This is a genomic window from Burkholderia sp. BKH01, assembly GCF_025685725.1.
GTDB lineage: Bacteria > Pseudomonadota > Gammaproteobacteria > Burkholderiales > Burkholderiaceae > Burkholderia > Burkholderia pyrrocinia_C.
This window is the reverse complement of record NZ_JAOTQT010000014.1, coordinates 25,823-51,911: the sequence shown is the minus strand read 5'-3', so window position 1 is coordinate 51,911 and position 26,089 is coordinate 25,823. Positions and strand designations below refer to the sequence as shown.

Genomic DNA, 26,089 nt, shown 5'->3' with positions numbered 1-26,089 from the left:
CATGGCGCGCGCGCACGAGATGCTGACCGTCCAGTCCGGCGACGTGAAACTCGCCGTCTACGTGAGCGGATCGCGTCGCGCGCCGCCGCTGATCCTCGTGCACGGCTACCCCGATTCGGCGGCCGTATGGGCGCCGATCCGCGCACGGCTCGCGAAGCGCTACCGCGTGATCGCGTACGACGTGCGCGGCGCCGGCGCGTCCGATGCGCCGCGCCGCCGTGCCGACTACACGCTCGCACGGCTTGCCGACGACCTGAAGGCGGTAGCCGACGCGACCTGCGGCGGCCGGCCGTTCCATCTCGTCGGCCACGACTGGGGCTCGATCCAGTGCTGGGAGGCCGTGACCGACCCCGCGTTCCGCGGCCGGATCGCATCGTACACGTCGATCTCGGGCCCGTGCCTCGATCACGTGTTCCGCGCGAAGCTGCGACTCAAGCAGAGCCTGAAATCGTGGTACATCGCGTTCTTCCACCTGCCGCTCGTGCCGTCGCTGGTGTGGCGGCTCGGTGGCGCGGCGCTGTGGCCGCGCTGGCTGCAGCTCACCGAACGCGTGCGCGCCGAGCGCGATCCCGTGCAACTGAAAAATGCGCTGAACGGCCTGCAGCTTTATCGCGCGAACTTTCTCGCACGGGCACGCAAGCCGCGCGAACGGTACGCGCAGGCGCCCGTGCAGATCCTGGTGCCCGTGCGCGACCGCTACGTGACGCCCGAGATGTCGATCGACCTCGACCGCTGGCTCGGCGACCACGTGCGCGAGGAGATCGACGGCACGCACTGGATCGTGCTGCGCCACCCGGACATGATCGCGTCGCGGATCGACCGCTTCGCGTCCGCGCAGGAGCGGCCGGCGGTCACGACCGCCGCGGTTCAGCGCCCCGTCGGCGTCGGCAGGCGCCTGAACAGCGTCTCGTAGTCGACGACGAGCCCGTCGTCGTCGATGTCCATCTCGGCCGTGAAATTCCGGAAGATGCCTTCGTAGCGGTAGCGCCGGCCCGGCTCGATGCACGCGTAGGCCTGCTTGACCGGCGTGACCTTCAGGTCCGGCGTCGAGATATACGCGACGTCGATCGGCCGCCGCTCGCCGCGCGCGAGCCCGAGGCGGCCGATCGGCAGCGAATTCGTGAATGGTGTTGCCGCGATATCGATGTCGACGCAGCCGTCGAGCTCCGGCAGCGCGCGGCCCGCGCCGTCGTGCCAGTGGCCTGCGCCGTCGCCGCGCAGTTCGAGCGTGCCGCCGCCCATCACCTTGAGCACCGCATACGTCACGCGCCAGTGCGAATCGCACTCGACGCGATACGCAAGCCCGTATGCGCGACCGTACCGCTGGCCGACCACCGCGCTTTCGACGACGATCCCGCCGCCGTTCCGATCGAACGTCAGATGTTCGACCCCGTCGCCTTCGAGCGACGCCTAACGCACTTCGCGCATCGTTCCGCCTCCCGGTTTCCTTGATGCCGGGCATCGTCGCACAAATTCCCGAACGAAGACGCCAACAAACGCGTACTTGCGCGGAAAGGCTAGCGATTGCCCAAATTCGCTACCGAAACCGACAAATTGCCCAAAATCGCTGACGCAGGCCGGCTGGCATCACCACGCCCCAATTCTGGGCACCGCCCACAAATCCTGACTATCCAGGATTCCCTATTCCGGTGCATGAAATTGTGTCCTATGCTCGCGGCTCGTCCTGTCCCGCCGCCACCATGCCTACCGCCCGCCCCGCCTCGCCGTCGATCGACCTGCGCATCCTGCTGCGCGGCATCGGGCAGATCGTGCTGCAGGCGAATGCGTTCACCGGCGCGCTGCTGCTCGCCGCATTGGCGTTGACCGACGTGCGGCTCGCGTGCGCGGCGCTGGTCGGCTCGGCCGTCGCGAGCATGACCGCCGTGCTGTCCGGCGCCGAGCGCCGCGCTGTCGAACAGGGGCTGCACGGCTTCAACGGCGCACTCGCCGCGCTGATCGCCGTGCTGTTCACGCCCCATCCGCTCGCCGCGCTCGCGCTGGTGCCGCTGGTCGCCATCGGCGCGGCACTCGTGCAGCGCGCGATGCGCGCGCCGCTCGCCCGCTGGCGGCAGTGCCCGTATTCGAGCCCGTGCCTCGCCGTTACCGCGCTGTGGCTGCCGTTTGTCGCGCCGCAGCATGCGAGCGACGCGACGGTCGGCGCGACACTGACGCTGTCTTCCGTCGCCGACGCGCTGCTCTCGGGCGTCGCGCAGACCACCTTCGCACAAGGCGCGTGGGCCGGCGCGCTGATCGTCGCCGGCATCGCAGCCGCGTCGCGTCGCGCGGCCGCGTTCGCGCTGGGCGGCGCCATCGTGTCAACCGTGCTGCTGCTCACGCTCGGCGCGAACGGCACATTGTTCGCCGACGGCCTGCTCGGCTTCAACGGCGCGCTCGCCGCGCTCGCGTTGGCGCCGCTCGGCCCGCGCGCGGCGTTCGCGGCCGCCGCACTCGCCGCGCTGATCCAGTGGCTCGCGACACGCGCGGGCATCCCCGCGTTCACGGCGCCGTTCGCGCTCGCGTCGTGGGTCACGGTGGCCGTCGCGCGCCGCTTCACCCTCGGAGAACCCGATGTCGTCATTCGCACACCGTCCTGATGCCGTGAAACCCGGCGGCCCGATCTCGGACGCCGAACGCCGGCTGCGCGTCGACCTCGCCGCCGCGTATCGGCTCGTCGCGCTGAACGGCTGGGACGACCTGATCTACACGCATCTTTCCGCGACCGTGCCCGGCGAGCCCGGCCATTTCCTGATCAACCCGTTCGGCCTCGCGTTCGACGAGGTCCGCGCATCGAACCTCGTGAAGATCGACCTGGCCGGCAACCGGATCGGCGACAGCGAACACGCGGTCAACGTGACGGGCTTCGCGCTGCATGCGGCCGTGCATGCCGCGCGCGCCGACGCCGTGTGCGTGATGCATCTGCACAATACGGCCGGCATTGCCGTGTCGATCCAGCACGACGGGCTGTTGCCCGCATCGCAGCACGCGCTGCGCTTTCATCGCGACCTCGCGTACCACGACTACGAGGCGCTCGCGTTCTCGCCGGCCGAAGCCGCGCGGCTGACCGCGAGCCTCGGCGCGAAATCCGCGATGCTGCTGCGCAATCACGGCACGCTGACGGTCGGCCGCACCATTGCCGAAGCCTATGTGCTGATGGATACGCTGATCAAGGCGTGCGACATCCAGATCCGCGCACAGGCAGGCGGCGGGCCGCTCGTGCTGCCCGACCCGGCCGTCGCCGACCGCACCGCCGAACAACTGCGCGGCGGCGGCGCGATCGAAGGCGAACTGGAATGGCCAGCGCTGCTGCGCCGGCTCGACCGGATCGATCCGTCGTATCGCGACTGACGTTACCGGCGTCCCACCGAATTTCCACCCCACACCATCGGAGCATCCAGACATGCCGACTTTCAATATCCAGCTCTTCGAAGGCCGCACCGTCGACCAGAAGCGCGAATTCGTCGAAGCGATCACGCGCGTCACGTGCGAGACGCTCGGCTGCGCGCCGGGCTCGGTCGACATCATCCTGACCGACGTGAAAAAGGAAAACTGGGCGACGGCCGGGAAGCTGTGGAGCGACGAGCGCTGACAGGCGAAACGCAGTCCCTGCGGAACCCGCCGGGCGAAACAAGCTCGAACCAGGCCGGAACCTGAACGGACGCGCCGCGACATCGCAGCGCTCGAAGGAGACCGCATGATCGAGAACACACGCATCGCCTCGGCGTTGAACGAGATGATCCTGTCCATGGGCGCGGAACTGGATCGATCGCTTCAGCAAGTCAAGGAAACCTGCCCCGACCACGAGTTCGCGACCTATCGCGAATTCGTCTCATCCTTGTTAACCACGATGCTGGTCGATTTCATGAATCCACTCTACGCACGGCACCCCGATCTGAAGCCCGAGCGGCTCGACTAGCGCGCGTTCGCGCCGTCTCCCGGCTCCGCCGTTGTGCGCCCGCACATCGCTTTGTCACGCAATCGGCGCATAATGCCGGACAGACGCAGCAGCCAATGGCCACCCGGGAGACCGCCATGGAAGCGAAGAACGAGGAAGTCGTCGCACACCTGCTCTCCGACGTCGTCGAATTCGCGCGCGGGCGCCTGCCCGAAGCCACGTTCCGGATCGTCGAACCTTTCCTGCGTCATTACTACGATTTCGTCGACGCCGACGATATCCAGAACCGCAGCATCGCCGACCTGTACGGCGCCGCGATGGCGCACTGGCAGACCGCCCAGAAATACGTGCCCGGCAGCGAACGGCTGCGCGTGTACAACCCGATCCTCGAGCAGCACGGCTGGCATTCCGACCACACGGTCATCGAGATCGTCAACGACGACATGCCGTTCCTCGTCGACTCGGTGACGATGGCCGTCAACCGCCTCGGGCTCGCGCAGCATTCGGCGCTGCACCCCGTGTTCCGCCTCTGGCGCGGCGCCAACGGCGGCATCGAGCGCGTCGACGCAGGCGGCGCGACGTCCGGCGACGGCCAGTCGCAACTCGCGTCGTTCATCCATTTCGAAGTCGATCGCTGCGGCGACGCGGCACTGCTCGACACGCTGCGCGAGGACATCGCGCGCGTGCTCGGCGACGTGCGCGCATCGGTCGAGGATTGGCCCAAGATCGTCGACATCGCGCGCGCGACGATCAAGGACATGAAGGCGCGCGAATCGACCGCGGAAGACATCGAGGCGCGCGCGTTCGTCGAATGGATGGCCGCCGATCACTTCACGTTCCTCGGCCACCGCGACTACGCGCTGGTGTCGGATGGCACCGGCTTCGGCCTGCGCGGCATCGAGGGCACGGGCCTCGGCATCCTGCGCGAATCGCTGCGCACGTCGGGCGCATCCGACGTGACGCCGCTGCCGCCCGCCGCCGCCGACATCATCACCGGCTCCTGGCCGATCTTCCTGACCAAGGCGAATTCGCGCGCGACCGTGCACCGGCCCGGCTATCTCGACTACGTGGGCGTGAAGCTCGTCGGCGCCGACGGCAAGATCACCGGCGAGCGCCGCTTCATCGGGCTCTACACGTCGACAGCGTATTTCGGTTCGTATGCCGAAATTCCGATCGTGCGCCGCAAGTGCGCAAACATCGTGCGGCGTGCAGGCTTCCTGCCGAAGGGGCATCTCGGCAAGACGCTCGTGACGGTGCTCGAAACCTATCCGCGCGACGAGCTGTTCCAGGCCGACGAAGACCAGCTCTACGACATCGCGCTCGGCATCCTGCGTCTGCAGGAACACCAGCGCACGCGCCTGTTCGTGCGCCGCGACCGGTTCGACCGCTTCGTGTCGTGCCTCGTGTTCGTGCCGCGCGACAAGTACAACACCGACCTGCGCCGGCGCATCGCGAAGCTGCTCGTCGACGCGTACAACGGCGTGAACGTCGAATTCACGCCGCTGCTGTCGGAATCGGCGATCGCGCGCATTCATTTCGTCGTGCATGCGGAGCCGGGCACGATGCCCGACGTCGACACGCGCGAACTCGAGACGCGGCTCGTGCAGGTGGCGCGCCGCTGGCAGGACGATCTCGCCGACGCGCTGCTCGACGCGTTCGGCGAAGAGCAAGGCAACCGCCTGCTGCAACGCTATGCCGATTCGTTCCCGGCCGGCTATCGCGACGACTATCCGGCGCGCACGGCCGTGCGCGACATCGAACTGATCGAGCGCGTGAAGGATTCGGGCCAGCTCGCGATGAACCTGTACCGGCCGATCGAGGCCGAGGCGCGCGCGTTCCGCTTCAAGGTCTATCGCTCGGGCGACCCGATCGCGCTGTCGCGCAGCCTGCCGATGCTCGAGCATCTCGGCGTGCGCGTCGACGAGGAGCGGCCGTACCGGATCCAGACGCAGGACGGCGCGCATGCGTGGGTGCACGACTTCGGGCTCGAACTCGCCGACGATACCGAGTTCGACATCGAGCGCGTGAAAGGCCTGTTCGAGGATGCGTTCGACCGGATCTGGAACGGCCGGATCGAGAACGACGACTTCAACCGCCTCGTGCTGCGCGCGCACCTGAACGCACGCGAAGTGACGATCCTGCGCGCGTATGCGAAATACCTGCGGCAAGTCGGCTCGACGTTCAGCGACGCGTACATCGAACGCGCGCTGACCGGCAATCCTGAGATCGCTCGCCAGCTCGTCGAGCTGTTCCTGCTGCGCTTCGATCCGCGCACCGGCGACGCGCGCGACGTGCAGGCCGAACGGCTGCTGAAGGCGATCGAAGCTGCGCTCGACCAGGTGCCGAACCTCGACGAGGATCGCATCCTGCGCCAGTTCCTCGGCGTGATCAACGCGACCGAGCGCACCAACTACTTCCTGCTCGACACGAACGGCGAATCGAAACCCTACCTGTCGTTCAAGTTCAATCCGGCCAAAGTGCCGGGCCTGCCCGAACCGAAGCCGATGTTCGAGATCTGGGTGTATTCGCCTCGTGTCGAGGGCGTGCACCTGCGCGGCGGGCGCGTCGCGCGCGGCGGCCTGCGCTGGTCGGATCGCCGCGAGGATTTCCGCACCGAGGTGCTCGGGCTGATGAAGGCGCAGATGGTGAAGAACGTCGTGATCGTGCCGGTGGGCTCGAAAGGCGGCTTCGTCGTGAAGAACCCGCCGCCGCCGAGCGATCGCGAGGCGTGGATGCGCGAAGGCATCGCGTGCTACCAGACATTCCTGCGCGGCCTGCTCGACCTGACCGACAACCTGGTCGGCAACGCGATCGTGCCGCCGCCCGACGTCGTGCGCCACGACCCCGACGATCCGTATCTGGTCGTCGCCGCCGACAAGGGCACGGCCACCTTCTCCGACTACGCGAACGCGATCTCGCACGAATACGGCTTCTGGCTCGACGATGCGTTCGCGTCCGGCGGCTCGGTCGGCTACGACCACAAGAAGATGGCGATCACCGCGCGCGGCGCGTGGGAATCGGTGAAGCGGCACTTCCGCGAGATGGGCGTCGATACGCAGACGACCGACTTCACGGTAGTCGGCGTCGGCGACATGTCCGGCGACGTGTTCGGCAACGGGATGCTGCTGTCGCCGCATATCCGGCTCGTCGCCGCGTTCGATCACCGGCACGTGTTCCTCGACCCGAACCCCGATCCGGCGGTCAGCTTCGCGGAGCGCCAGCGCATGTTCGCGCTCGAACGGTCGAGTTGGGCCGACTACGATCCGGCCGCGATTTCGGCAGGCGGCGGCGTCTATCCGCGCACCGCGAAGACGATCCCGCTGTCGCCGGCCGTGCAGGCCGCGCTCGGCATCGACGCGCAAGCGCTGCCGCCGACCGAGCTGATCCGCGCGATCCTGCAGGCGCCGGTCGACCTGCTGTACAACGGCGGCATCGGCACCTACGTGAAGGCCGCGCGCGAAACCCACCTGCAGGTCGGCGACCGCGCAAACGACGCGGTGCGCGTGAACGGTTCGGACCTGCGCTGCAAGGTGATCGGCGAAGGCGGCAACCTCGGCTGCACGCAGTTCGGCCGCATCGAGTTCGCGCAGCGCGGCGGACGCATCAACACCGATGCGATCGACAACTCGGCCGGCGTCGATTGTTCGGATCACGAAGTCAACATCAAGATCCTGCTCGGGCTCGTCGTCTCCGACGGCGAGATGACCGAGAAGCAGCGCAACGCGCTGCTCGCGGAGATGACCGACGAAGTCGGGCTGCTCGTGCTGCGCGACAACTACTACCAGACGCAGGCGCTGTCGATCGCGGGCCGCTACGGCGTCGAGCAGCTCGACGCCGAGGCGCGCCTGATGCGCTGGCTCGAACGCGCGGGCCGCCTGAACCGCGTGATCGAATTCCTGCCGACCGACGACGAGGTCGCCGAACGGCAAGCCGCGAAACTCGGCCTCACGTCGCCGGAGCGCGCGGTGCTGCTCGCGTACAGCAAGATGTGGCTCTACGACGCGCTGCTCGAATCCGACGTGCCCGAAGATCCGCTGGTCGCCGCGATGCTGGTCGACTACTTCCCGACGCCGCTGCAGCAGCGCTTCAGCGAGCCGATGCGCCGCCATCCGCTGCGCCGCGAGATACTCGCCACGCACCTGACCAATGCGCTCGTCAATCGCGTCGGCTGCGCGTTCGTGCATCGGCTGATGGAGGAAACCGACGCGAAGCCGGGCGACATCGTGCGCGCGTGCATCATGGCGCGCGACGTGTTCGATCTCGATGCGGTATGGCGCGACATCGACGCGCTCGACAACCGCGTCGCCGACGACGTGCAGGCGCGGATGTTCGTCGATGTCGCGCGGTTGCTGGAGCGCGCGGCACTATGGTTCCTGCGTCATCTGCAGTCCGGCGCGGTGGCCGACGGCGGCGTTGCCGAGCTGATCGCGCGCTGCCGCGACGCGGCGCAGCGGCTCGCACCGCAACTGCCGTCGCTGCTGCCGGCCGACGCACTCGAAGCGCTGTCCGAGCGGCAGCGCGTGCTCGTTGAAGCCGGCGTCGACAGCGCGCTCGCGGTGCGCGTCGCGAGCGGCGACATTTCGGCCGCGCTGCTCGACATCGCCGAAGTGGCCGCGACCTGCAACCGCAGCCTCGAACTCGTCGCGGGCGTCTATTTCTCGCTCGGCACGCTGCTCAATTACGGATGGATCGGCGAACGCGCGGCGACGCTGCCGACGCCGACGCACTGGGACATGCTGGCGCGTGCGGCCGCGCTCGCGGAAATCGCGCGCCTGAAGCGCACGCTCGCGACGAGCGCGCTCGCGGAATCGCCGGAATCGACCACGCCGGAGACGATCGTCGGTGCATGGCGCGAGTGCCGCGACGCCGCGCTCGCGCGCTACGAGCACCTGCTCGCGGACTTGCGCGCGTCGGGCGGCGCCAGCCTCGCGGTGCTGCTCGTGATCGTTCGAGAGATGGCCGTGCTCGAACGCGCATAACGGTTCGGGCAGGGTCAGACCGTCGCGACCAGCAGCTCTTCCGCGTTGTTCGGCGGCCGCAGGCCGTCCGTGCGATCGGCGAAATAACGACGCGTCAGTTCGGTGGCCGACACGTGCCCGGCCGTCGCGAAGCCGGCCTCCAGCGCGAGCGCCTGGATCTGCGCCGGCATGAAGAAACTGATGAACGGCGTGCCGCTCGCGCGCGCACCCTTCGCGGCCATTTCCAGCCCCGGACGCACGTCAGGATCCGCGTTCTCCAGCGGCAGCAGGAACGTCATCGCAAGCGTCGAGCCCGGCGCGAGCGACGCGACTTCGCGCAGCGCGGCCGCGTTCGCTTCGCGCGTCAGGTACATGCTGACGCCGGTGGATACCACGACCGCCGGCTTGCCGGCATCGAAGCCCGCGCCGACGAGCGCATCGCGCCACGACTGCTTCGCCTCGAAATCGACCGGCACGAAACGCAGCCAGTCGGGCACGCCGAAGCCGAGTTCGACCAGGCGGCGGCGCTTCCACGCCTGCGGCGCGGGCGGGTCGACCTCGAAGACGGTCACGCGCGACGCCATCTCGGGCCGGCGCTGCACGAAACTGTCGAGGCCCGCGCCGAGAATCACGTACTGGCTCACGCCGCGCGCGGCCTGCTCGGCCACGAGGTCCTCGATGAAGCGGGCCCGCGCGACGATCGACGCGCGAAACGGCCGCGTGAACTGCGGATCCATGTCGCCGCGCTGCTGCCAGCCCGGCGCCGGCTCGAGCAGTCGAAGCCCGATTTCGTCGGCGAGCACATGCGGCGGCGCGTCGAGTTCGACGTGCAGCGCGCGCCACAGCGCGACGCGCGCGGCGGTGCTGTCGGGAGCGTCTTCGCGGGTATCGGTCATTGCGGCCTCATGCGCGTGCGCGCTACTTGCCCGGCGCCTGCAGCCGCCACACGCGGCCGTCCGGGTCGCGCACGGTCATGTCGCGCGTGCCCCAGTGCGTGTCCTCGAACGGCGTGACGACATCGACGATCGGCTGCGACCGCACCGCCTGCTCGTCGGGCACCTTGAGCACGACCTGCATGTCCGGCGCCTCGCCCGGCGGCACTTCGGCGATGAACAGAAATGGGCCGTCGCCGCTGCGAAGCTGGCCCGAGTTGTGATCGGTTTCGAATTCCAGCGTAAAGCCCAGCGCCTGGAAGAATTTCGCCGACTTGCCCCAGTTGTGCGTCGTCAGGTACACGGCTTCGATTCGCTCGGATGACATGTCACTCCTCGTTGGTGGAAGGTCCCGCGCCCGACGGCGGCGCGGCCAGGTATGCGCGCAACGCGTCGGCCACCAGTGCGGACAGCGATTGCTCCGTTTCGATGGCGCGATGCTTGACCTGCCGGATCAGGCCGAGCGGCAGGTACACGTTGAATTGCTTCACTTCTTCGTCGGTCATGGTTGCTAGTATGCTAGCAAAATAGCAATTGTCAAATACGAACGGTGGAGAGCGGGCAGTCTTGATCGGGCGCGGCCCGCACGCGGGCCGCCGGCTCGAACTCCGGGGGGGCGCGTCGTTACTTCGCGGCGCGCGCCGCCAGCCGCGCAAACAGCGCATCGAGATCGAACCCGGCCGTATCGATGCCGATCGTGTCGCGCAGGCACGCGCCCCACGCGGCCGCGTCGTCGAACGTGACGGTGCGCCCTGCCCCCGCCGCGTCGCGCAGCGTCAGCGCGGTGTTGAGCAGCGCCGCGCGGCCGTCCGGCAGCACGCGGCACGCGATCAGGTCGTTCACGAAGATCGATTCGGGATACGTCGACGTGAACCAGTTCGCTGCGTCGTAATCGATCCACTCGGCCGGTTTCAGCGAGAAACGGTAGGTGGTCTGCCAGCCGTCGGGGATTTCGAACTGCATGTCGAATTCGCCGTCGACCGGCGCGTCGATCACGCGAAACGCGCCGTGCGGCGTCAGTTGCCGCTCGCCCGGCACGAAGTGCAGCGGTGCGGTCAGCGTCGCGCTGCCGAAGCCGATGTCCGCGAGCCAGACCGCGCCGTCGAGATCGATGCGCAGCAGCATGTGCGTCTGCGCGGTGACGATCTCGGGCGGCCGCATCCAGCGCACGCGCGCGATCAGCGGCGTCACGCGAAAACCGATCGTCGTGAGCGCGGTGTAGAACAGCTTGTTGAGTTCGAAGCAGTAGCCGCCGCGGCGGCGCCCGATCACCTTGTCGACGATCGCGGGCAGGTCGAGCGCGACGCGCGCGCCGGTCAGCGGATTGAGGTTTTCGAACGGAATCGCCTGCGGGTGCAGCAGGTGAAGCCGGCGCAGCACGTCGAGCGTCGGCTCGGCCGGGCCGTCGTAGCCGATGCGGGAGAAATAGCGCGAGAGGTCGAACGAGTCAGTCATGAACCTGCACCGATAAAAGGGACTCGCCACGATAGCATCGCGCGAAATCCCCATGTTGTGCGGGGCGATTGTCAGCCATCGCGCGCGATGCCGGCACCGCACCGCGCGCAGCCCCGCGCAACGTTACGGCAACAGCTTCAGCGCCGACGACGCGACCGACGGCACCGAAATGCCCTGGCTCGTCGCGAACTGCACGGCCTGGCTGAGCGTCGCCGCGAGCGACTGCAACTGGCCCGGCGCGCTTTGCGCGATATACGACGCGGCCTGCATGTTCTGCGGATTCAGGCCCGACTGCAACAGCGACGCCGCGCTCGTCGAGCCGAGATTGCCGAGGCCCGATTGCAGCTGCGAATACTGCGTGAGCCCTTGGCCGAGCGACGCAAGGCCGTTGCTGAACGCCTGCTTGTCGATCGGGCCGTGCGACGCACCGCCGCTCGCGAAAGCCTGGCCGAGCGCCTGCGACACCGACTGCTGCGCACCGCCCATCTGCGACAGCGCGGCCGGCGTCAGCGCGTTGCCGCCGGCCAGTTGGCTCGCGGCCTGCTGCGCCTGCCCGGCCGCGCCGGTCAGCCCCATCGCCGACGCGAGCGACGACTGGCCGGACAGCACCTGCTGGTTCGCACCGACATACGCCTGCAGCAGTTGCGCGATGCCGCCCTGGGCGGGCGCCGCCTGTTGCTGCCCGCCGCCGAGCAGCGATGCGCCGAGCGACTGCAGATCGAGCTGCGCGTGCGCGGCGCCGCTCGCCAGGATGCCGAACGCGATGCCTGCCGAGGCCAGATACCTGCCCGTCGCGCGAATGTGCTTCATGTGTTTCCCTCGTGCCGGAATGATTGAGGCCGATATTGTCGAAGCGCGCCGCGCGCCGCCGCAACGACTGAAACACATCGAAACGAAATCACGCCGCGCGGTCGCTTGCAATTCCGCGACCGACGGACACGGTCGAGCGGATTCATCCGCGTTTGCTGCGCGATATCACGCGTGTGCCGGAATTCGTTCTCCGGTTGCATCAATGACGGTGGGTTCCGGGCTCCGCGAGTGGTGCCGCAAAACGCATCGCGGCCAGGAAGCGAGTTCGTCACCGGCGTGCTGAGGGCTGAGGGCTGAGGGCTGAGGGCGGCGTGCCGAGTGCCGACCGCCGACCGCCGACCGCCGACCGCCGACAAACATCGCATTAGGAGATCGAATCAAAACGGGCGGCTCGCCGCCACCCGTTTCGTCACCCCGCTACCCGCCGGCTGCGACGTTACGCAGCCATCCACGCCGGCAGCCGCCGGCCGACCCAGTCGGCCGCCTGCTCGTAGCCGCGCGCGAGCTGCAGCACGGCGAGATCGGCGCGCGGGCGCCCGATCAGCTGCATCCCCATCGGCAGCCCCGCATCGTTGAAGCCGACCGGCACGTTGATCACCGGGCAGCCGGCCAGCGTCCAGGGCACGACCGTTTCCATCCAGCGGTGGTAGGTGTCCATCGCGCGGCCCGCGATCTCCTTCGGCCAGCGCTGGTCGACGTCGAACGGGAACACCTGCGCGGTCGGCGCCGCGATGAAGTCGTAGCGATCGAAGAAGCTCAGCACGGCCTGATGCCATGCGGTGCGCTCGACGCTCGCGTCGAACACGGCCGCGCCCTGCATCGCGAGCAGCCCTTCGACCTCGTAGATCGCTTCCGGCTTCAGCAGCGCGCGGCGCACCGGGTCGCGATAGTGCGCAAGCAGCCCGCCGCCGGACAGCAGGTGCCGGTGCGCGAGCCACAGGCGCCAGATCCGCTCGGGCGCGAATGCCGGCAGCGCGGCGTCGACGTCGCAGCCGATCTCGCGCAGCGTTGCCAGCCCCTGTTCGCACTGCGCGAGCACGCCGGCCTCGGTCGCGAGATAACCGTCCCAATCGCCGGCCCACGCGACGCGCTTGCCGCGCAGGTCCGCGTCGAGCGGCTGCGCGAACACGGCCGGATCCTCTGCAAGCGACAGCGGATCGTTGCGATCGTAACCGGCCTGGATCGCGAGCAGCTGCGCGACGTCGCCGACCGTGCGGCCCATCGGCCCTTCGATGCCGAGCTGCTGCACGAACACGTCGACGGCCGGCCAGCGCGGTACGCGCCCTTGCGACGGGCGGAAGCCGTAGATGTTGCAGAACGCGGCCGGATTGCGCAGCGAGCCGCCGAAATCGCTGCCGTCCGCCACCGGCAGCATCCGCGACGCGAGCGCCGCCGCCGTGCCGCCGCTGCTGCCGCCCGCGCTCTTCGTCAGGTCGTACGGATTGCGCGTCGTACCATAAACCTCGTTGAACGTGTGCGATCCGAGCCCGAATTCCGGCGTATTGGTCTTGCCGATGAAGATCGCGCCGGCCGCGCGCATCCTCGCGACGCCGACAGAATCGGCCTGCGGCACGTTCTCGCGGAAGATCGGCGAGCCGTAGGTGGTCCGCAGCCCCTTCGTCATCGCCAGATCCTTCGGCGCCTGCGGCATCCCGTGCATCCAGCCGTGGTACTCGCCGCGCGCCAGCGCGGCATCCTTTTCCGCGGCTTCGGCGAGCAGCGCATCGCGCTCGCGCAGCGCGACGATCGCGTTGACCGCGCCGTTCACGCGCTCGACGTGGTCGAGATACGCGCGCATCGTCTCGACGCACGAAACCGCCTTGCCGCGGATCGCCGACGCGAGCTCGCCGGCCGACAGGCGCACGATCGGGTCGACGGGGATGGAAGCGGGAGCGAGAGGCTGCGGGGCGCCGTGCGGCATGCGAGGTCTCCTGAAATCGGATGGAATGGCAGGCCGCGTGTCGGCGGCGGTCGCTCCCGAACCGGCCGGGAGGGGCCGCGCCGCGGCCGATGCTCTACTCTACGCGACGCCGATTCGGCGACCTTCGATATTTTCCGCCGCGATTCATTGCGGATCCGACTGAATCGGAGCAACGCGTACCGGGCCGCCCATGCCGGCTCGATCGATGAAATCGTTTATGCGCATAAACTAAAATTTCTTATATTTCTAATAGGCGCGACACGAGACGGCGCGCGTTAACGACATTTTTACGCGGTCGCCCGATCTCTTTAGATTGCTCGTTCCGGCGGCGCGCTACGCTGGAAGCATCTCGTTTCCTGGACATCGTTCATGCTCAAGCTGCTGGTTCCGGTCGGTCACTCGCCCCGCTCGCTGCAGGCGGTTCGCCACGCGACATTCCTGTATCGCGAGCGGTGCGCGTCGGAGATCGTGCTGATCAACGTTCAGGCGCCGCTCGAATCGACGCGGCTCGAGGCCTATCACCCGCTGTCGCGGCTGCGCTCGATCGAGGAAAAGTTCGCGTCCGACGATCTGGCCATGGCGGAGCGAATCCTGCAGGAAGCAGGCGTCAAGTACAGCGTCGTGATGAAGGTCGGCCCGGTGGCCGATACGATCGCGGCCGTGGCGGCCGAGACCGGATGCGACGAGATCGTGGTCGTCGCGCCAAGGCACGATCCGCTCCATGCGCTGATGTCGATGTTTCGCCGCAGCGTGATGGGCCGGCTGGTGCGGATTTCGAATGTGCCGGTGACGGCCGTGCAATGACAGCGTTGATGCGCGGCGACCGTCTCGAGACTGGCCGCAGGCTTGCACCCGGCGACGGACGAATGAGCGGCGCAGTACCTGTGCGCGTTGAGCGCCGCACCCGTACCGCCCGTCACGCGGCGCTTATTTGATGACCTTGCGCCAGAACACGAAATAGGCGGCCGCCGAAGACGCTACCAGCAGGATTGCCCACATCGGAGCGAGACTGATCAGCACGGAAGAGACGTTAAGCATTTGGATTCCTCACTATTTCGACAGCGATGTTCAACACGCACCTGCTTGCCGGAACCGATGCATTCATCCGTCATCGCGTTCCGTCAAATCATGCATTCATGCTATCGCTTTGAGCGGCAGCGCGACCGTCCCCTCCCGCCCGCACCCTGACATTCGTCAAACTCGCGCGAATCACACACCTGTCGCGCGGAAATCCGTCGCGCGATTGCCTCGCTGCGTGTGAACCCTCGTCTGCTGCCGCCCGCCTGAAAGCCCCTTCCTTTTGCACGCGAAACCACGAAAAACGTGACGGGATCACGCCGCCCCGCCACCGATTCAGCAGACGTTTACCGGGGGAACCCCCAAGTGCTTCGCCGAACGTGTCCGCGTTACGCTTGAGCGACGAGGAGACGAACCATGAGACGAGCCGTACATATCGCTGTTTTCGCGCTGCTGGCGTATCTCATTGCCGATCGCGCGATCCTGCATGCGCAGGGCCGCGACGCCAGCCCGCTTGCATGCGAACAGGGCGCCGCGCAGGTGAAGGCCGACGCGCTCGGCCGCGGCTTCGGCGAAGCAGCCGCCGGCAGCCAGAGCGAGGCGTTCATGTCGGGTTGCCTGGTGACGGGGCGAGGCAATCAGGACGTCGCGATGGCGAACCGTTGACGCGCATCCGGTGACGTTCCGGTCGCGTTCGAGTCAATTCCCGCTGTTTACCGTCATTTTCTCGATCGATGTCGCGACGGATGCCGCGCTCCGGACGCCGTTCACGCTGAACGTCTGCTCGTGGCCCGTATCGTCGCGGGGAATACGCATCGACATCTGCGCCATCAGGCCATCCTTGCCGTAATCGCCAAACCAGTCGACCAACCTGCCGATGTAACACGTGCCGCCGACATGAACCGGCATGTCGCCGACAATCCCGTACGCGTGGCGGCCGGGCCCATGGCTCACGTACTCGCTGCGATCGTCGCCTTGCACCGAAGGCGGAACCGGACACGGCGGCGTGTCGGAGCCGGCATCGCGCGCGGTACTGTCGCTCACGTCGCGCAACGCCTGCTCGATTTCCGATACAGTGGCTAGCCCGCTATCGGGCCATCGCGTCGAGGCGCCGCTTCATCTACAACAACAGTCAATCAAAAGATGAGTCATCCCAACACCGATTTGATCCAGCGCTTTTACACGGCCTTTCAGCAGCGCGACATCGACGCGATGCTCGCGTGCTATGCCGACGACATCGTCTTCCGCGATCCCGCGTTCGGCGAGCTGCGCGGCGAGCTCGCGCGCGACATGTGGCGCATGCTGGTCGCGCGTGCGCAGGAATTTTCGTTGACGTTCGGCGAGGTCGACGCGGACGAGCAGACCGGGCGCGCGCAGTGGGTCGCGCACTACCGATTCGCCGCGACCGGCCGCATGGTGGTCAACCGGATCGACGCGCGTTTCCGGTTCCGCGACGGGCTCATCGTCGAGCATCGCGACAGTTTCGACCTGTGGCGCTGGGCGCGTCAGGCGCTTGGGCCGAAGGGAACCCTGCTCGGCTGGACGCCGTTCGTGCAACGCGCGATCCGCGCGCAGGCGCGCAAGAATCTCGACGCGTATCGGGCAAAGCGGAGCTAGGACATGCGCCGTTACTGCTTCATCGTGGCGTTGATCAGGTCGTAGGCCATGTCCGGCAGAACGCCGTCCGGGTTCGTGAGACGATACTGGCGATACCAGCTTTCGTCGGCTTCGGGATGCGGGCCGACGAGCCCGACTCGCCCTTTGCCGTAGCGGTATGTCGCGGCCGCGATATCGTGGTTCGGATAGGTCGCCAGCACGACACCTCCGGAACCGGCCCGAACGGCCGGGAGCATCGCGCCGTCCTGGAAGTAGATCCAGCGCTTTTCGCCACGCCATACGACCGGCGTCACCGTGTCCGCAATACCGTGAATCGTCGAGCCCGGCCGGCCGACCTCGGAATCGATATCGCCGGCGACCAGCCCGAAACCCTGGTCGCCGGCGAGGTATGCGCCCATGCAGAGGCCCAGATATCGTCCGCCGTTCGACACGTACTGCCGCACGGCCTCGATCGATTTTTTTCCGATGCCGGCCGCCGCGCCGGGGATGTCCTGCCCGCCGCCGGGCTGCACATATAAAGCGGCACCGGCAAGGGTTGCGGGCGTGATCTTGAGCTTTTCCGCCGGCCCGACGTAGCGCACCCGGAACTTGTAGTCCGATTCCCGCAGGCGCCTGGCAATCGCCTCGGGACACCCGTCGCACGCTGCTGGGCCGCGATAGACCAGCGCGACGGGCCGGCTGGCCGCGCCGTGCGATTCGTCGCCGGCCGAGGCCGCATGAACGGCCGACGCCGCGACGAATGACACCATCAGGAAAATCGAATTCCTGGATCGCATGTTCTTGCTCGACGAATTTGAAGGCATCCCAGCCGTTCAGGACAAGTCGACACGGCACGTGTCGAGGTTCGCCCCTCCTTTTTGAAACCTGATTGCAAGCCGCGCGAAACAGAGCGTAGACGCGCGGACGCGACGCGTGTGTACCGTTTCTTGCGTGCTTGTGCAGATATGTGGGATGTGGGGCACCGGAAATCGGAATCGAGCGCAACGGCTTCGTTGGCTGGCGCATGCAGTCGTCCGGCGCGGCCTCGCACGGCCCGCTCCTGTTTCGCATGACGAAAGTCAACCCCGACGAGGCCGAACTGCCGTCCGCCGACGCCCCGGAATCGCAGCCGAGCAGCCAGCCGCAAATCGCCTCCCCTCCTGCCGGCTATCGCAAGAACCACGCGAAATACCTTGCCCGCAAAGGCGCTCGGGCCGCCCTCCGGAGCACGCACGGAAACGCCGACTCCCCCGTGCCGCCACGCTCCCCCGCGTCTTGCCCGTCAACTCTTATATAAGACATAAGACATTTGACGTTAAAGATCATTGAGATTAGAATCCCGCTCAAAGCAGTGCCTGGAACAGCCCCGGAGTGCCGGAACGGCCTTCCCCTCAAACGCCTATCAGCAGGTCTCCCCATGCTTGAAAACTTTCGTGCTCACGTGGCCGCCCGCGCCGCGCTCGGTATTCCTCCCCTGCCGCTGACGGCTCAGCAAACCGCCGAACTGGTGGAACTGCTGACGAACCCGCCCGCCGGCGAAGAGCAGACGCTGCTCGAACTGATCACCTACCGCGTGCCGGCCGGCGTCGACGAAGCCGCTCGCGTGAAGGCCGGCTTCCTGGCGGCCGTGGCCAAGGGCGAGACCGCCTGCCCGCTGATCTCGCGCGAACGCGCCACCGAACTGCTCGGCACGATGCTGGGCGGCTACAACATCCAGCCGCTGATCGAACTGCTGTCCGACGACGCAGTCGCGGCCGTCGCCGCCGACGCGCTGAAGAAAACCCTGCTGATGTTCGACCAGTTCCATGACGTGAAGGAACTCGCCGACAAGGGTAACGCGCACGCGAAGGCCGTGCTGCAAAGCTGGGCCGACGCCGAATGGTTCACGAGCCGTCCGGAAGTGCCGCAAAGCCTGACCGTCACCGTCTTCAAGGTGACGGGCGAAACCAACACCGACGACCTGTCGCCGGCGCCGGACGCCACCACCCGCCCCGACATCCCGATGCACGCGCTGGCGATGCTGAAGAACGCGCGCCCGGGCATCACGCCGGAAGAAGACGGCAAGCGCGGCCCGGTCAAGTTCATCGAATCGCTGAAGGAAAAGGGGCACCTGGTCGCGTACGTGGGCGACGTGGTCGGCACCGGCTCCTCGCGCAAGTCGGCTACCAACTCGGTGCTGTGGTTCACCGGCGAAGACATCCCGTTCGTGCCGAACAAGCGTTTCGGCGGCGTGTGCCTCGGCGGCAAGATCGCCCCGATCTTCTACAACACGATGGAAGACGCAGGCGCGCTGCCGATCGAACTCGACGTGTCGCAGATGGAAATGGGCGACGTGGTCGAACTGCGCCCGTATGACGGCAAGGCGCTGAAGAACGGCGAAGTGATCGCCGAATTCCAGGTCAAGTCCGACGTGCTGTTCGACGAAGTGCGCGCCGGCGGCCGCATTCCGCTGATCATCGGCCGCGGCCTGACCGCGAAGGCACGTGAAGCGCTGGGCCTCGCGCCGTCGACGCTGTTCCGCCTGCCGCACCAGCCGGCCGACAGCGGCAAGGGCTTCTCGCTCGCTCAAAAGATGGTCGGCCGCGCATGCGGTTTGCCGGAAGGCCAGGGCGTTCGCCCGGGCACGTACTGCGAACCGAAGATGACCTCGGTCGGCTCGCAGGACACGACGGGCCCGATGACCCGCGACGAACTGAAGGATCTCGCCTGCCTCGGCTTCTCGGCCGACCTCGTGATGCAGTCGTTCTGCCACACCGCCGCTTATCCGAAGCCGGTCGACGTGAAGACGCACCAGACGCTGCCGAACTTCATCAGCACGCGCGGCGGTATCGCGCTGCGCCCGGGCGACGGCGTGATCCACTCGTGGCTGAACCGCATGCTGCTGCCCGACACCGTCGGCACCGGCGGCGATTCGCACACGCGCTTCCCGATCGGCATCAGCTTCCCGGCAGGCTCGGGCCTGGTGGCCTTCGCGGCCGCCACCGGCACGATGCCGCTGGACATGCCGGAATCGGTGCTGGTCCGCTTCAAGGGCAAGATGCAGCCGGGCGTCACGCTGCGTGACCTCGTCAACGCGATTCCGCTGTACGCGATCAAGCAAGGCATGCTGACGGTCGCCAAGCAAGGCAAGAAGAACATCTTCTCGGGCCGCATTCTCGAAATCGAAGGCCTGCCCGACCTGAAGGTCGAGCAAGCGTTCGAACTGTCGGATGCGTCCGCCGAACGTTCGGCCGCCGGTTGCACGGTCCACCTGAACAAGGAACCGATCATCGAATACCTGAACAGCAACGTCACGCTGCTGAAGTGGATGATCGCGCAGGGCTACCAGGATCCGCGCAGCCTGCAGCGCCGTATCGCGGCGATGGAGCAGTGGCTGGCCGACCCGCAACTGCTGTCGCCGGATGCCGACGCCGACTACGCGGCCGTCATCGAGATCGATCTCGCCGACATCCACGAGCCGATCGTCGCGTGCCCGAACGACCCGGACGACGTGAAGACGCTGTCCGAGGTCGCCGGCGCGAAAATCGACGAAGTGTTCATCGGCTCGTGCATGACCAACATCGGCCACTTCCGTGCGGCGTCGAAGCTGCTCGAAGGCAAGCGCGACATTCCGGTCAAGCTGTGGGTCGCCCCGCCGACCAAGATGGACCAGAAGCAGCTGACGGAAGAAGGTCACTACGGCGTGTTCGGCACGGCCGGTGCGCGTACCGAAATGCCGGGCTGCTCGTTGTGCATGGGTAACCAGGCACAGGTGCGCGAAGGCGCGACGGTCATGTCGACGTCGACCCGCAACTTCCCGAACCGCCTGGGCAAGAACACGAACGTGTACCTCGGCTCGGCGGAACTGGCGGCGATCTGCTCGCGCCTGGGCAAGATCCCGACCAAGGAAGAGTACATGGCCGATATGGGCGTGCTCAGCGCCAACGGCGACAAGATCTACAAGTACATGAACTTCGACCAGATCGAAGACTTCAAGGAAGTGGCCGACACCGTGCAGATGTAAGCACGCTGCCGGGATGCGGCGGGTCTTTCCCGTCGCAGCGACACGTAATGGCGCCGCGGGCTGCATGCCCGCGGCGCCATTTTTTCATGCGGCTCCGGCGACGCTCACCCGGCATCGCCACCCGGCTCGCGACGGATCACCAATTCGTTGAAGCCGGTACCCGCATCGGGTTCGCGAGAGAAACGATGCTCGGGAAGCAGCACGAGCAGGATCTCGGCGGTCGTGCGCACGACGCAGCCGCTCGCCACATGGCCGCCCGACACGCGGCCGCCCGCGTCGGAAACGGACATGTGCAGGTGCGCGCCGTCCGGCGATACCGAACCGGCCAGCGTCAGGATTTCGAGGTCGCCGCGCAGTTCGGTCGGCAGGTCGGCGCCGGCAAAGCGCAACTGCGCGACGCTCAGGCTGCCGATCCCCTGGATCACGAATGCCGCGTGCGCGCCGTGCGAACGCAACGCTTCCTCGATGGACGCGCGCAGATCGTCGCCGGGGGAAAGGCGCAGAGGATGGGCTTGCATGGTCGATATCCTGTTGGCGGACCGTGGATTCGGCCAAGGGTACGTTCGGGCGCGGAATCCGGCAAGCCACCGGCCCTGACGAACACTGCCCCCCGCCTCGCTACAACACGCAGGCCTTACCCGCTAACACGCTCGCTTGCGAACTGTGCATCCGGCGCGCCCGCCGCGACCGCCCCTCTCGTACCGGCGACAGCGCATCGGCTAGGCACGCCGATGCGATTGGTCTAGTCTGCACGGTATTCCGCGACGCGAGCCGCCACCCCGAACACTGTCCGATGACCACCATTCCGAACCGACAATCCCGCCTGCGCGGCGGCCTGCTTGGCCTGCTGATCGGCGACGCGCTGGGCGTGCCCTACGAATTCCACGACGCCGCATCGATCCCGCCTGCCGCCGCGATCGACATGACGCCGCCGCACGGCTTCGAACGCGCGCACGACGGCGTGCCGCCCGGCACCTGGAGCGACGACGGCGCGCAGGCGCTCGCGCTGCTCGACGCGCTGTGGCACGACCGCGACCTGAATCTCGACACGTTCGCCGACAACCTGCAGGACTGGTTTCATCACGGCGCATTCACGCCGGATGGCCGCGTGTTCGACGTCGGCCTGCAGACGCAGCGTGCCTTCCATGCGCTGGCGGCCGGCGCGGCTCCGGCGGCGGCCGGGCCCGGCGACGAGCGCGACAACGGCAACGGCTCGCTGATGCGCTGCTTTCCCGTGGTCATGGTCGCCGCATCGCACGATGAAGCGATCCGGCTCGCACGCAAGCAGAGCGTCGTCACGCACGGCCACGTGCGCTCGCAGCTTTGCTGTGCACTCTATGGCCTGACGGCGCTGGGCATCGTCGAGGGCCAGCCGGCGCCCGATGCGGTGCGCGCGGCCGAAGACGAACTGCTGGCGCGCTACGAAGGCACGAACGACGAAATCGAGCTGAAGGTCGTGCTCGACGGCCGCTTCGATGCGCCGCAAGGGTCCGGCTACGTGGTCGACAGCTTCTGGTCGTCGATCCATTGCCTGCTGTCGACGGGCAGCTACGAAGACTGCGTGAAGCGTGCGATCGCGCTCGGCAACGACACGGATACGACGGCGGCGATCGCTGGCAGCCTCGCCGGTGCGCTGTATGGCGAACAGACGTTGCCCGACCGGTGGGTCGCGATGCTGCGCGGGAAAGAAATGGTCGAGGGCTGGCTCGCGAAACCGTGAGCACCCGGCGCAACGCGTATCGCGCGATATCCGCCAGTCAAAATGGACTGGCGGATTAGAACAAGCCCGCCGCAGAAAGCAAAAAGGCCCGGACATCGCCCAGGCCTTTCTTTTCACCTCATCCGCCGCTACCGGCCGCGCTTATGCCTCAAGCGCCTCCAGCACCTTCCCCTTCGTCTCGATCCCGACGAAATGCACGGTCACTGCCGCGATCAGCGGCACGACGCCGATCAGGTAAAACGCCGGCGCGAGGTTCCCGCCGATGATCGCGTGCGGCACGACCATCGGCGCGACGAACGACGCGATCTTCAGCCACGCGCTGCCGAGCCCGCAGCCCGACGCGCGGATGCTCGTCGGATACTGTTCCGGCGTGTACACGTATGCGGTAATGAACCCCGACGCCATCAACCCGAGCGACAGCGAGCAGAAGATCGCGACGACATACACCGACGACGCGTGATAGATGCCCGCGAACGCCAGCGACAGCGCGCACAGCACGAACGACCACACGATCACCGGCTTGCGGCCGAGCTTGTCGACGAGCAGCGCCGACGCCAGCGACCCCAGCACGCCCATCACCGAACCGATCACCGCGAGGTTCAGCGCGAGTTGCAGCGGCGCGTGATAGAAGTTCTTGTAGATCGTCGGCAGCCACGTCGACAGTCCGTACTGGATGAACCCGCAAGTCGCCCACAACGTCGCCACCGCGAGCGTGCGCTTGCGATACGCGGCGCTGAACAGGTCGCTCATCCTGCGCTTCGGATGCTGGCGCACCATCTCGTCGAACGCGGCCGCCTGCGTGACTGGCGGCAGCTCGCCACGCACCGACGCTTCGAACACGCCGACCGCGCGCCCGGCTTCCGCGAGCCGCCCGCGCGACGCGAGCCAGCGCGGCGATTCCGGCACGAGGCGCGTGAGCACGAGCGACAGGATCAGCGGCAGCCCGCCGACGAAGTACATGATTTCCCAGCCGAACCGCGGCACGAGCCACGCGCCGAGCGCCATCGACACGAGCAGGCCGATCGGGAACACGATCTCGTACAGCAGCACGAAACGGCCGCGGCCATGCGCGCGCGTGATCTCGTTGATGTACGTCGCGGCAACCGGCAGCTCGCCGCCGAGCCCGAGCCCCTGCAGGATCCGCAGCAGCACGAACACCTCGAAGGTCGGCGCGAAACCGCATGCGATGCTCGTGATGCCGATCACGGCCGAGCTCCATGCGATCGCCTTCACACGGCCGTGTTTCTCGGCCAGCGCGGGAAACAGGAATGCGCCGATCAGCTGGCCGATCGCGCCGGACGCGATCAGCATGCCGATCTGCGTCGGCGACAGCCCCCATTTGTGTATCAGCAGCGGCAGCGTCGCCGCGATCGTGATCACGTCGAAGCCATCGAAGAACGTCGCGGTGCCGATCAGCACGCGTGCGCGGATCTGCATCGCGTTGCCGGGAAGCCGCTCGAGCCGCGCGATGATCGCGCCGGGCGTGGAGGCGGCAGCTTCCATCGTGGCGCGTCCGGCCACGACGTTGTCGAAAGTGCTCATGCGGGGTGTCTCCTGGTTTGCCGGTCAGGCAAGCGCTTTGGTCGTGTCCGCCAGGGCTTCCGTATCCACTACCCGGCCCTGGTTCATCCACTTGCGCGCGAGCTTCAGCTCGCGTGCGTTGTTCACGGCGATGACACCTCTCACATGCCCGTCGCCAAGGAAAAACAGCGTCGCGCGGCGCGCGGCGAGATCGCCGCGCACGACGAGCTGCGCATCGGCCGGCAGATCGCCGAGGATCTGCAGGTTCACGTCGTACTGATCGGACCAGAACCACGGAATCTCCGCGTACGGCGCGCGCACGCCGAGCACGGCCTTCGCGGCCGCGATCGCCTGATTCTGCGCGTTGGCCCACGATTCGAGCCGTACGCGCCGCTTCAGCCAGCCGTTGTGATGGTTTGCGACATCGCCGCACGCGAAGATCGCCGGGTCGCTCGTCGCACCGAATTCGTCGACGACGATGCCGTCGTCGACGGCCAGCTCCGCATCGCTCGCGAGCGATGCATTCAGCGCGAGGCCGATGCCGGCCACCGCGAAATCGGCGTCGATCGTCGTGCCGTCGGCGAGCGTCGCGCGCACCTTCGATGCGTCGCCAGGCTGCGCATCGAGCGACGCGAGCGCCGCGCCGAGGCGCACGTCGACGCCGTTCGCGCGATGCAGGTCGAGCAGGAAATCCGACACGATCTGCGGCACCGAGCGGCCGCACAGGCGCGGCGCGCCTTCGACCACGACCGCCTCGACGCCGAGCTTGCGCGCGGTCGCCGCGACTTCGAGGCCGATCCAGCCGCCGCCGATCACGAGCACACGCTGGCTCGCGCGCAGCTTCTCGCCGAGCGCTGCCGCTTCGTCGAGCGTGCGCAGGTAGTGCAGGTTCGGCGTCCTCACGATTGCGTCGGGCAAGCGGCGCGACGTTCCGCCGGTCGCGATCACGAGGCGGTCGTATTCGATCTCGCGGCCGCTGGCGGTCGTCACCACGCGGCGCGCGCGGTCGATCGATGCCGCGCGTTCCGGCTGCCATGCTTCGATATCGAGCGCGTCGAATTCGTCCGGGCGCACGACGCGTACGGTTTCGATATCGGCGTCGCCGGCCAGCACGGCCTTCGACAGCGGCGGCCGTTCGTACGGCAGGTGCGGCTCGTCGGCGATCATCACGAGGCGGCCCGTGTAACCTTCCGCGCGCAGCGTCTTCAGCACCCAGCCGGCGGCCTGGCCGCCGCCGATCACGACGACCGTGCCGGGCGCGGGCTGCGAGGGCGTGTTCGCTTCGGTCATGATTTCCTCTCCGTCATGAACTTGCCTTCCGGCGCCTTCGCGTTCTTCTGCCGGCGCGTGTTTCCGTCGAGGCCGCCGTCGACGGCCCATTCGGCGAACACGGTCGGGCCCGGCTCGAATTCGCGCGGCTGCCATTCGGGCGTCAGCATGTCTTCGTCCGCGTAGTACTCGATCAGGCCGCCGGCCGGATTCTGGAAGTACCAGAAGTACGCGGACGACACCGGGTGTCGACCCGGGCCGAGTTGCGTTTCCCAGCCGCAGCGATCGATATGCATGCCACCGCCGAACACTTCGTGGATGTCGCGCACGGTGAACGCGACGTGGTTCAGGCCGCGCTTGCCGTTCGGCAGCGCGAGCAGGAACAGGTCGTGGTGGCCGCCGTGCGGCGCACAGCGCATGAACGCGCCGCGGCCCGGGTAGCGGTCCGACGTCTCGAAGCCGAGCAACTCGTGATAGAACTTCTCCTGCGCGTCGAGGCAGTTCGTGAAGAACACGACATGCCCGACCTCGACCGGCTCCGCGCGTGCATAGATCGGGCTCGGCTGGTCGACGCGCAGCGTCTGGCCCCACACGTTCGACGGCGAGCCGGTGATGTCGAGTTCGCGCTTGCGCGTGACTTCGACGCGGATCGCCATTCCGTTCGGGTCGATACAGCCGACCGCATCGTCGTGCGAGTAATAACCTGGCTGGCCGGCGAGCTTCGTGCGCAGCGCGTCGAGTTCGCCCTGCGTCGCGACGCCCCACGTCACTTCGCGCAGCGTCGGGCCCGCTTCGAACGCGGGCGGCAGCGCCGGATCGTCGGCGTTGACGGCCAGCACGGTGCAGCCGTTCATCGTCTCGAAGCGCGCGCGCGTGTCGTCGTGCGCGACTTCCTTCATCCCCCAGTCGGCGAAAAAGCGCCGGCAGGTCGCGAGATCGTCGACGCCGTACGTGATCTGCTCGATTCCCAAAATGCTCATTGCGTCATTCCCCTT

24 protein-coding genes are annotated in these 26,089 nt (G+C 67.4%); 11 read left to right on the top strand and 13 right to left on the bottom strand.

Annotated elements, in window-relative coordinates; translation table 11 throughout:
* Position 1 precedes the first annotated feature (1 nt).
* A complete protein-coding gene (locus OEJ37_RS20575) occupies positions 2-913 on the top strand; it encodes an alpha/beta fold hydrolase (RefSeq protein WP_175918160.1) in 912 nt (303 codons plus the stop codon).
* Here the strand turns inward: OEJ37_RS20575 and OEJ37_RS20570 are convergent.
* Entirely contained in the window at positions 868-1,380 is a 513-nt protein-coding gene (locus OEJ37_RS20570) for a putative glycolipid-binding domain-containing protein (RefSeq protein ID WP_263345374.1), read from the bottom strand. The genes OEJ37_RS20575 and OEJ37_RS20570 overlap by 46 nt on opposite strands.
* Positions 1,381-1,700: 320 nt before the next feature.
* Between OEJ37_RS20570 and OEJ37_RS20565 the strand changes: the two genes are divergently transcribed.
* The 5 genes from OEJ37_RS20565 (at position 1,701) to OEJ37_RS20545 (ending at position 8,871) form a co-directional block, all read left to right on the top strand.
* Positions 1,701-2,594 carry an urea transporter gene (locus OEJ37_RS20565; RefSeq protein WP_175918162.1) on the top strand — a complete coding sequence of 298 codons (894 nt, stop codon included), beginning with the start codon at positions 1,701-1,703 and terminating at the stop codon, positions 2,592-2,594.
* Positions 2,569-3,345 (top strand): class II aldolase/adducin family protein, encoded by a 777-nt coding sequence (locus tag OEJ37_RS20560; protein ID WP_175918163.1) that lies wholly within the window; start codon positions 2,569-2,571, stop codon positions 3,343-3,345. Before OEJ37_RS20565 ends, OEJ37_RS20560 begins: the two co-directional genes overlap by 26 nt.
* 52 nt (positions 3,346-3,397) lie before the next feature.
* Entirely contained in the window at positions 3,398-3,586 is a 189-nt protein-coding gene (locus tag OEJ37_RS20555; protein ID WP_011354745.1) for a 4-oxalocrotonate tautomerase, read from the top strand.
* A 105-nt stretch (positions 3,587-3,691) separates the two neighbouring features.
* Positions 3,692-3,913 carry a hypothetical protein gene (locus OEJ37_RS20550; RefSeq protein WP_174416944.1) on the top strand — a complete coding sequence of 74 codons (222 nt, stop codon included), beginning with the start codon at positions 3,692-3,694 and terminating at the stop codon, positions 3,911-3,913.
* A 116-nt stretch (positions 3,914-4,029) separates the two neighbouring features.
* Positions 4,030-8,871, top strand: a complete 4,842-nt coding sequence (locus OEJ37_RS20545; protein ID WP_263345264.1) for an NAD-glutamate dehydrogenase — start codon at positions 4,030-4,032, stop codon at positions 8,869-8,871.
* A gap of 14 nt (positions 8,872-8,885) precedes the next feature.
* On the opposite strand, the gene OEJ37_RS20540 is transcribed toward OEJ37_RS20545, so the two are convergent.
* The 6 genes from OEJ37_RS20540 to OEJ37_RS20515 form a co-directional block, all read right to left on the bottom strand.
* Positions 8,886-9,746, bottom strand: coding sequence for a class I SAM-dependent methyltransferase (locus OEJ37_RS20540; protein ID WP_263345263.1), 861 nt, complete (start codon positions 9,744-9,746; stop codon positions 8,886-8,888).
* 22 nt (positions 9,747-9,768) lie between these two features.
* Positions 9,769-10,110 (bottom strand): VOC family protein, encoded by a 342-nt coding sequence (locus OEJ37_RS20535; protein ID WP_174416947.1) that lies wholly within the window; start codon positions 10,108-10,110, stop codon positions 9,769-9,771.
* A gap of 1 nt (position 10,111) precedes the next feature.
* A complete protein-coding gene (locus tag OEJ37_RS20530; RefSeq protein WP_175946929.1) occupies positions 10,112-10,288 on the bottom strand; it encodes a ribbon-helix-helix domain-containing protein in 177 nt (58 codons plus the stop codon).
* Positions 10,289-10,406: 118 nt separating this feature from the next.
* Complete coding sequence (locus OEJ37_RS20525) at positions 10,407-11,237, bottom strand: arylamine N-acetyltransferase family protein (RefSeq protein WP_152860984.1); 831 nt, start codon at positions 11,235-11,237, stop codon at positions 10,407-10,409.
* Between the two features lie 123 nt (positions 11,238-11,360).
* Positions 11,361-12,047 carry a hypothetical protein gene (locus OEJ37_RS20520; RefSeq protein WP_174422238.1) on the bottom strand — a complete coding sequence of 229 codons (687 nt, stop codon included), beginning with the start codon at positions 12,045-12,047 and terminating at the stop codon, positions 11,361-11,363.
* 436 nt (positions 12,048-12,483) lie between these two features.
* A complete protein-coding gene (locus OEJ37_RS20515) occupies positions 12,484-13,968 on the bottom strand; it encodes an amidase (RefSeq protein WP_263345261.1) in 1,485 nt (494 codons plus the stop codon).
* Between the two features lie 369 nt (positions 13,969-14,337).
* On the opposite strand from OEJ37_RS20515, the gene OEJ37_RS20510 reads away from it, so the two are divergent.
* Together OEJ37_RS20510 and OEJ37_RS20505 are read left to right on the top strand one after the other, a co-directional pair.
* Positions 14,338-14,772, top strand: a complete 435-nt coding sequence (locus tag OEJ37_RS20510) for a universal stress protein (RefSeq protein ID WP_175946926.1) — start codon at positions 14,338-14,340, stop codon at positions 14,770-14,772.
* 630 nt (positions 14,773-15,402) lie between these two features.
* Positions 15,403-15,651: an adhesin gene (locus tag OEJ37_RS20505; RefSeq protein ID WP_069748545.1), complete on the top strand. Its 249-nt coding sequence runs from the start codon at positions 15,403-15,405 to the stop codon at positions 15,649-15,651.
* Between the two features lie 33 nt (positions 15,652-15,684).
* Here the strand turns inward: OEJ37_RS20505 and OEJ37_RS20500 are convergent, their stop codons facing one another.
* The gene (locus tag OEJ37_RS20500) at positions 15,685-16,038 is read right to left on the bottom strand and encodes a hypothetical protein (RefSeq protein WP_174422235.1); all 354 of its coding nucleotides are present in this window, start codon (positions 16,036-16,038) and stop codon (positions 15,685-15,687) included.
* A gap of 90 nt (positions 16,039-16,128) precedes the next feature.
* Between OEJ37_RS20500 and OEJ37_RS20495 the strand changes: the two genes are divergently transcribed.
* On the top strand, positions 16,129-16,602 hold the full coding sequence (locus OEJ37_RS20495; protein WP_263345260.1) for a nuclear transport factor 2 family protein: 474 nt from the start codon (positions 16,129-16,131) through the stop codon (positions 16,600-16,602).
* 11 nt (positions 16,603-16,613) lie between these two features.
* Here OEJ37_RS20495 and OEJ37_RS20490 read toward each other — a convergent pair whose 3' ends face one another.
* Positions 16,614-17,378 carry a BPL-N domain-containing protein gene (locus OEJ37_RS20490; RefSeq protein WP_263345259.1) on the bottom strand — a complete coding sequence of 255 codons (765 nt, stop codon included), beginning with the start codon at positions 17,376-17,378 and terminating at the stop codon, positions 16,614-16,616.
* 620 nt (positions 17,379-17,998) lie between these two features.
* Here OEJ37_RS20490 and acnB point away from each other — a divergent pair.
* Positions 17,999-20,584, top strand: a complete 2,586-nt coding sequence (gene acnB, locus OEJ37_RS20485) for a bifunctional aconitate hydratase 2/2-methylisocitrate dehydratase (RefSeq protein WP_174422232.1) — start codon at positions 17,999-18,001, stop codon at positions 20,582-20,584.
* A 104-nt stretch (positions 20,585-20,688) separates the two neighbouring features.
* On the opposite strand, the gene OEJ37_RS20480 is transcribed toward acnB, so the two are convergent.
* Positions 20,689-21,102, bottom strand: a complete 414-nt coding sequence (locus OEJ37_RS20480; RefSeq protein WP_263345258.1) for a PPC domain-containing DNA-binding protein — start codon at positions 21,100-21,102, stop codon at positions 20,689-20,691.
* Between the two features lie 275 nt (positions 21,103-21,377).
* On the opposite strand from OEJ37_RS20480, the gene OEJ37_RS20475 reads away from it, so the two are divergent.
* Entirely contained in the window at positions 21,378-22,304 is a 927-nt protein-coding gene (locus tag OEJ37_RS20475; RefSeq protein ID WP_174421100.1) for an ADP-ribosylglycohydrolase family protein, read from the top strand.
* Positions 22,305-22,445: 141 nt separating this feature from the next.
* On the opposite strand, the gene OEJ37_RS20470 is transcribed toward OEJ37_RS20475, so the two are convergent.
* Genes OEJ37_RS20470 through OEJ37_RS20460 form a run of 3 tightly spaced genes read right to left on the bottom strand, consistent with a single transcriptional unit; the run spans position 22,446 to position 26,074 of the window.
* Positions 22,446-23,846: an MFS transporter gene (locus OEJ37_RS20470; RefSeq protein ID WP_175918174.1), complete on the bottom strand. Its 1,401-nt coding sequence runs from the start codon at positions 23,844-23,846 to the stop codon at positions 22,446-22,448.
* Positions 23,847-23,870: 24 nt separating this feature from the next.
* A complete protein-coding gene (locus OEJ37_RS20465; RefSeq protein ID WP_263345257.1) occupies positions 23,871-25,115 on the bottom strand; it encodes an NAD(P)/FAD-dependent oxidoreductase in 1,245 nt (414 codons plus the stop codon).
* Positions 25,112-26,074, bottom strand: coding sequence for a VOC family protein (locus tag OEJ37_RS20460; protein WP_174421103.1), 963 nt, complete (start codon positions 26,072-26,074; stop codon positions 25,112-25,114). The genes OEJ37_RS20465 and OEJ37_RS20460 overlap by 4 nt, the downstream gene beginning before the upstream one ends.
* Positions 26,075-26,089 lie beyond the last annotated feature (15 nt).

Coding starts and splice junctions, on each gene's coding strand:
- OEJ37_RS20545 (WP_263345264.1), top strand. CDS start 4,030: ATGGAAGCGAAGAACGAGGAAGTCGTCGCACACCTGCTCTCCGACGTC.
- OEJ37_RS20535 (WP_174416947.1), bottom strand. CDS start 10,110: ATGTCATCCGAGCGAATCGAAGCCGTGTACCTGACGACGCACAACTGG.
- OEJ37_RS20550 (WP_174416944.1), top strand. CDS start 3,692: ATGATCGAGAACACACGCATCGCCTCGGCGTTGAACGAGATGATCCTG.
- OEJ37_RS20470 (WP_175918174.1), bottom strand. CDS start 23,846: ATGAGCACTTTCGACAACGTCGTGGCCGGACGCGCCACGATGGAAGCT.
- OEJ37_RS20565 (WP_175918162.1), top strand. CDS start 1,701: ATGCCTACCGCCCGCCCCGCCTCGCCGTCGATCGACCTGCGCATCCTG.
- OEJ37_RS20515 (WP_263345261.1), bottom strand. CDS start 13,968: ATGCCGCACGGCGCCCCGCAGCCTCTCGCTCCCGCTTCCATCCCCGTC.
- OEJ37_RS20555 (WP_011354745.1), top strand. CDS start 3,398: ATGCCGACTTTCAATATCCAGCTCTTCGAAGGCCGCACCGTCGACCAG.
- OEJ37_RS20575 (WP_175918160.1), top strand. CDS start 2: ATGGCGCGCGCGCACGAGATGCTGACCGTCCAGTCCGGCGACGTGAAA.
- OEJ37_RS20475 (WP_174421100.1), top strand. CDS start 21,378: ATGACCACCATTCCGAACCGACAATCCCGCCTGCGCGGCGGCCTGCTT.
- OEJ37_RS20540 (WP_263345263.1), bottom strand. CDS start 9,746: ATGACCGATACCCGCGAAGACGCTCCCGACAGCACCGCCGCGCGCGTC.
- OEJ37_RS20495 (WP_263345260.1), top strand. CDS start 16,129: ATGAGTCATCCCAACACCGATTTGATCCAGCGCTTTTACACGGCCTTT.
- acnB (WP_174422232.1), top strand. CDS start 17,999: ATGCTTGAAAACTTTCGTGCTCACGTGGCCGCCCGCGCCGCGCTCGGT.
- OEJ37_RS20480 (WP_263345258.1), bottom strand. CDS start 21,102: ATGCAAGCCCATCCTCTGCGCCTTTCCCCCGGCGACGATCTGCGCGCG.
- OEJ37_RS20465 (WP_263345257.1), bottom strand. CDS start 25,115: ATGACCGAAGCGAACACGCCCTCGCAGCCCGCGCCCGGCACGGTCGTC.
- OEJ37_RS20530 (WP_175946929.1), bottom strand. CDS start 10,288: ATGACCGACGAAGAAGTGAAGCAATTCAACGTGTACCTGCCGCTCGGC.
- OEJ37_RS20490 (WP_263345259.1), bottom strand. CDS start 17,378: ATGCGATCCAGGAATTCGATTTTCCTGATGGTGTCATTCGTCGCGGCG.
- OEJ37_RS20520 (WP_174422238.1), bottom strand. CDS start 12,047: ATGAAGCACATTCGCGCGACGGGCAGGTATCTGGCCTCGGCAGGCATC.
- OEJ37_RS20560 (WP_175918163.1), top strand. CDS start 2,569: ATGTCGTCATTCGCACACCGTCCTGATGCCGTGAAACCCGGCGGCCCG.
- OEJ37_RS20460 (WP_174421103.1), bottom strand. CDS start 26,074: ATGAGCATTTTGGGAATCGAGCAGATCACGTACGGCGTCGACGATCTC.
- OEJ37_RS20525 (WP_152860984.1), bottom strand. CDS start 11,237: ATGACTGACTCGTTCGACCTCTCGCGCTATTTCTCCCGCATCGGCTAC.
- OEJ37_RS20510 (WP_175946926.1), top strand. CDS start 14,338: ATGCTCAAGCTGCTGGTTCCGGTCGGTCACTCGCCCCGCTCGCTGCAG.
- OEJ37_RS20505 (WP_069748545.1), top strand. CDS start 15,403: ATGAGACGAGCCGTACATATCGCTGTTTTCGCGCTGCTGGCGTATCTC.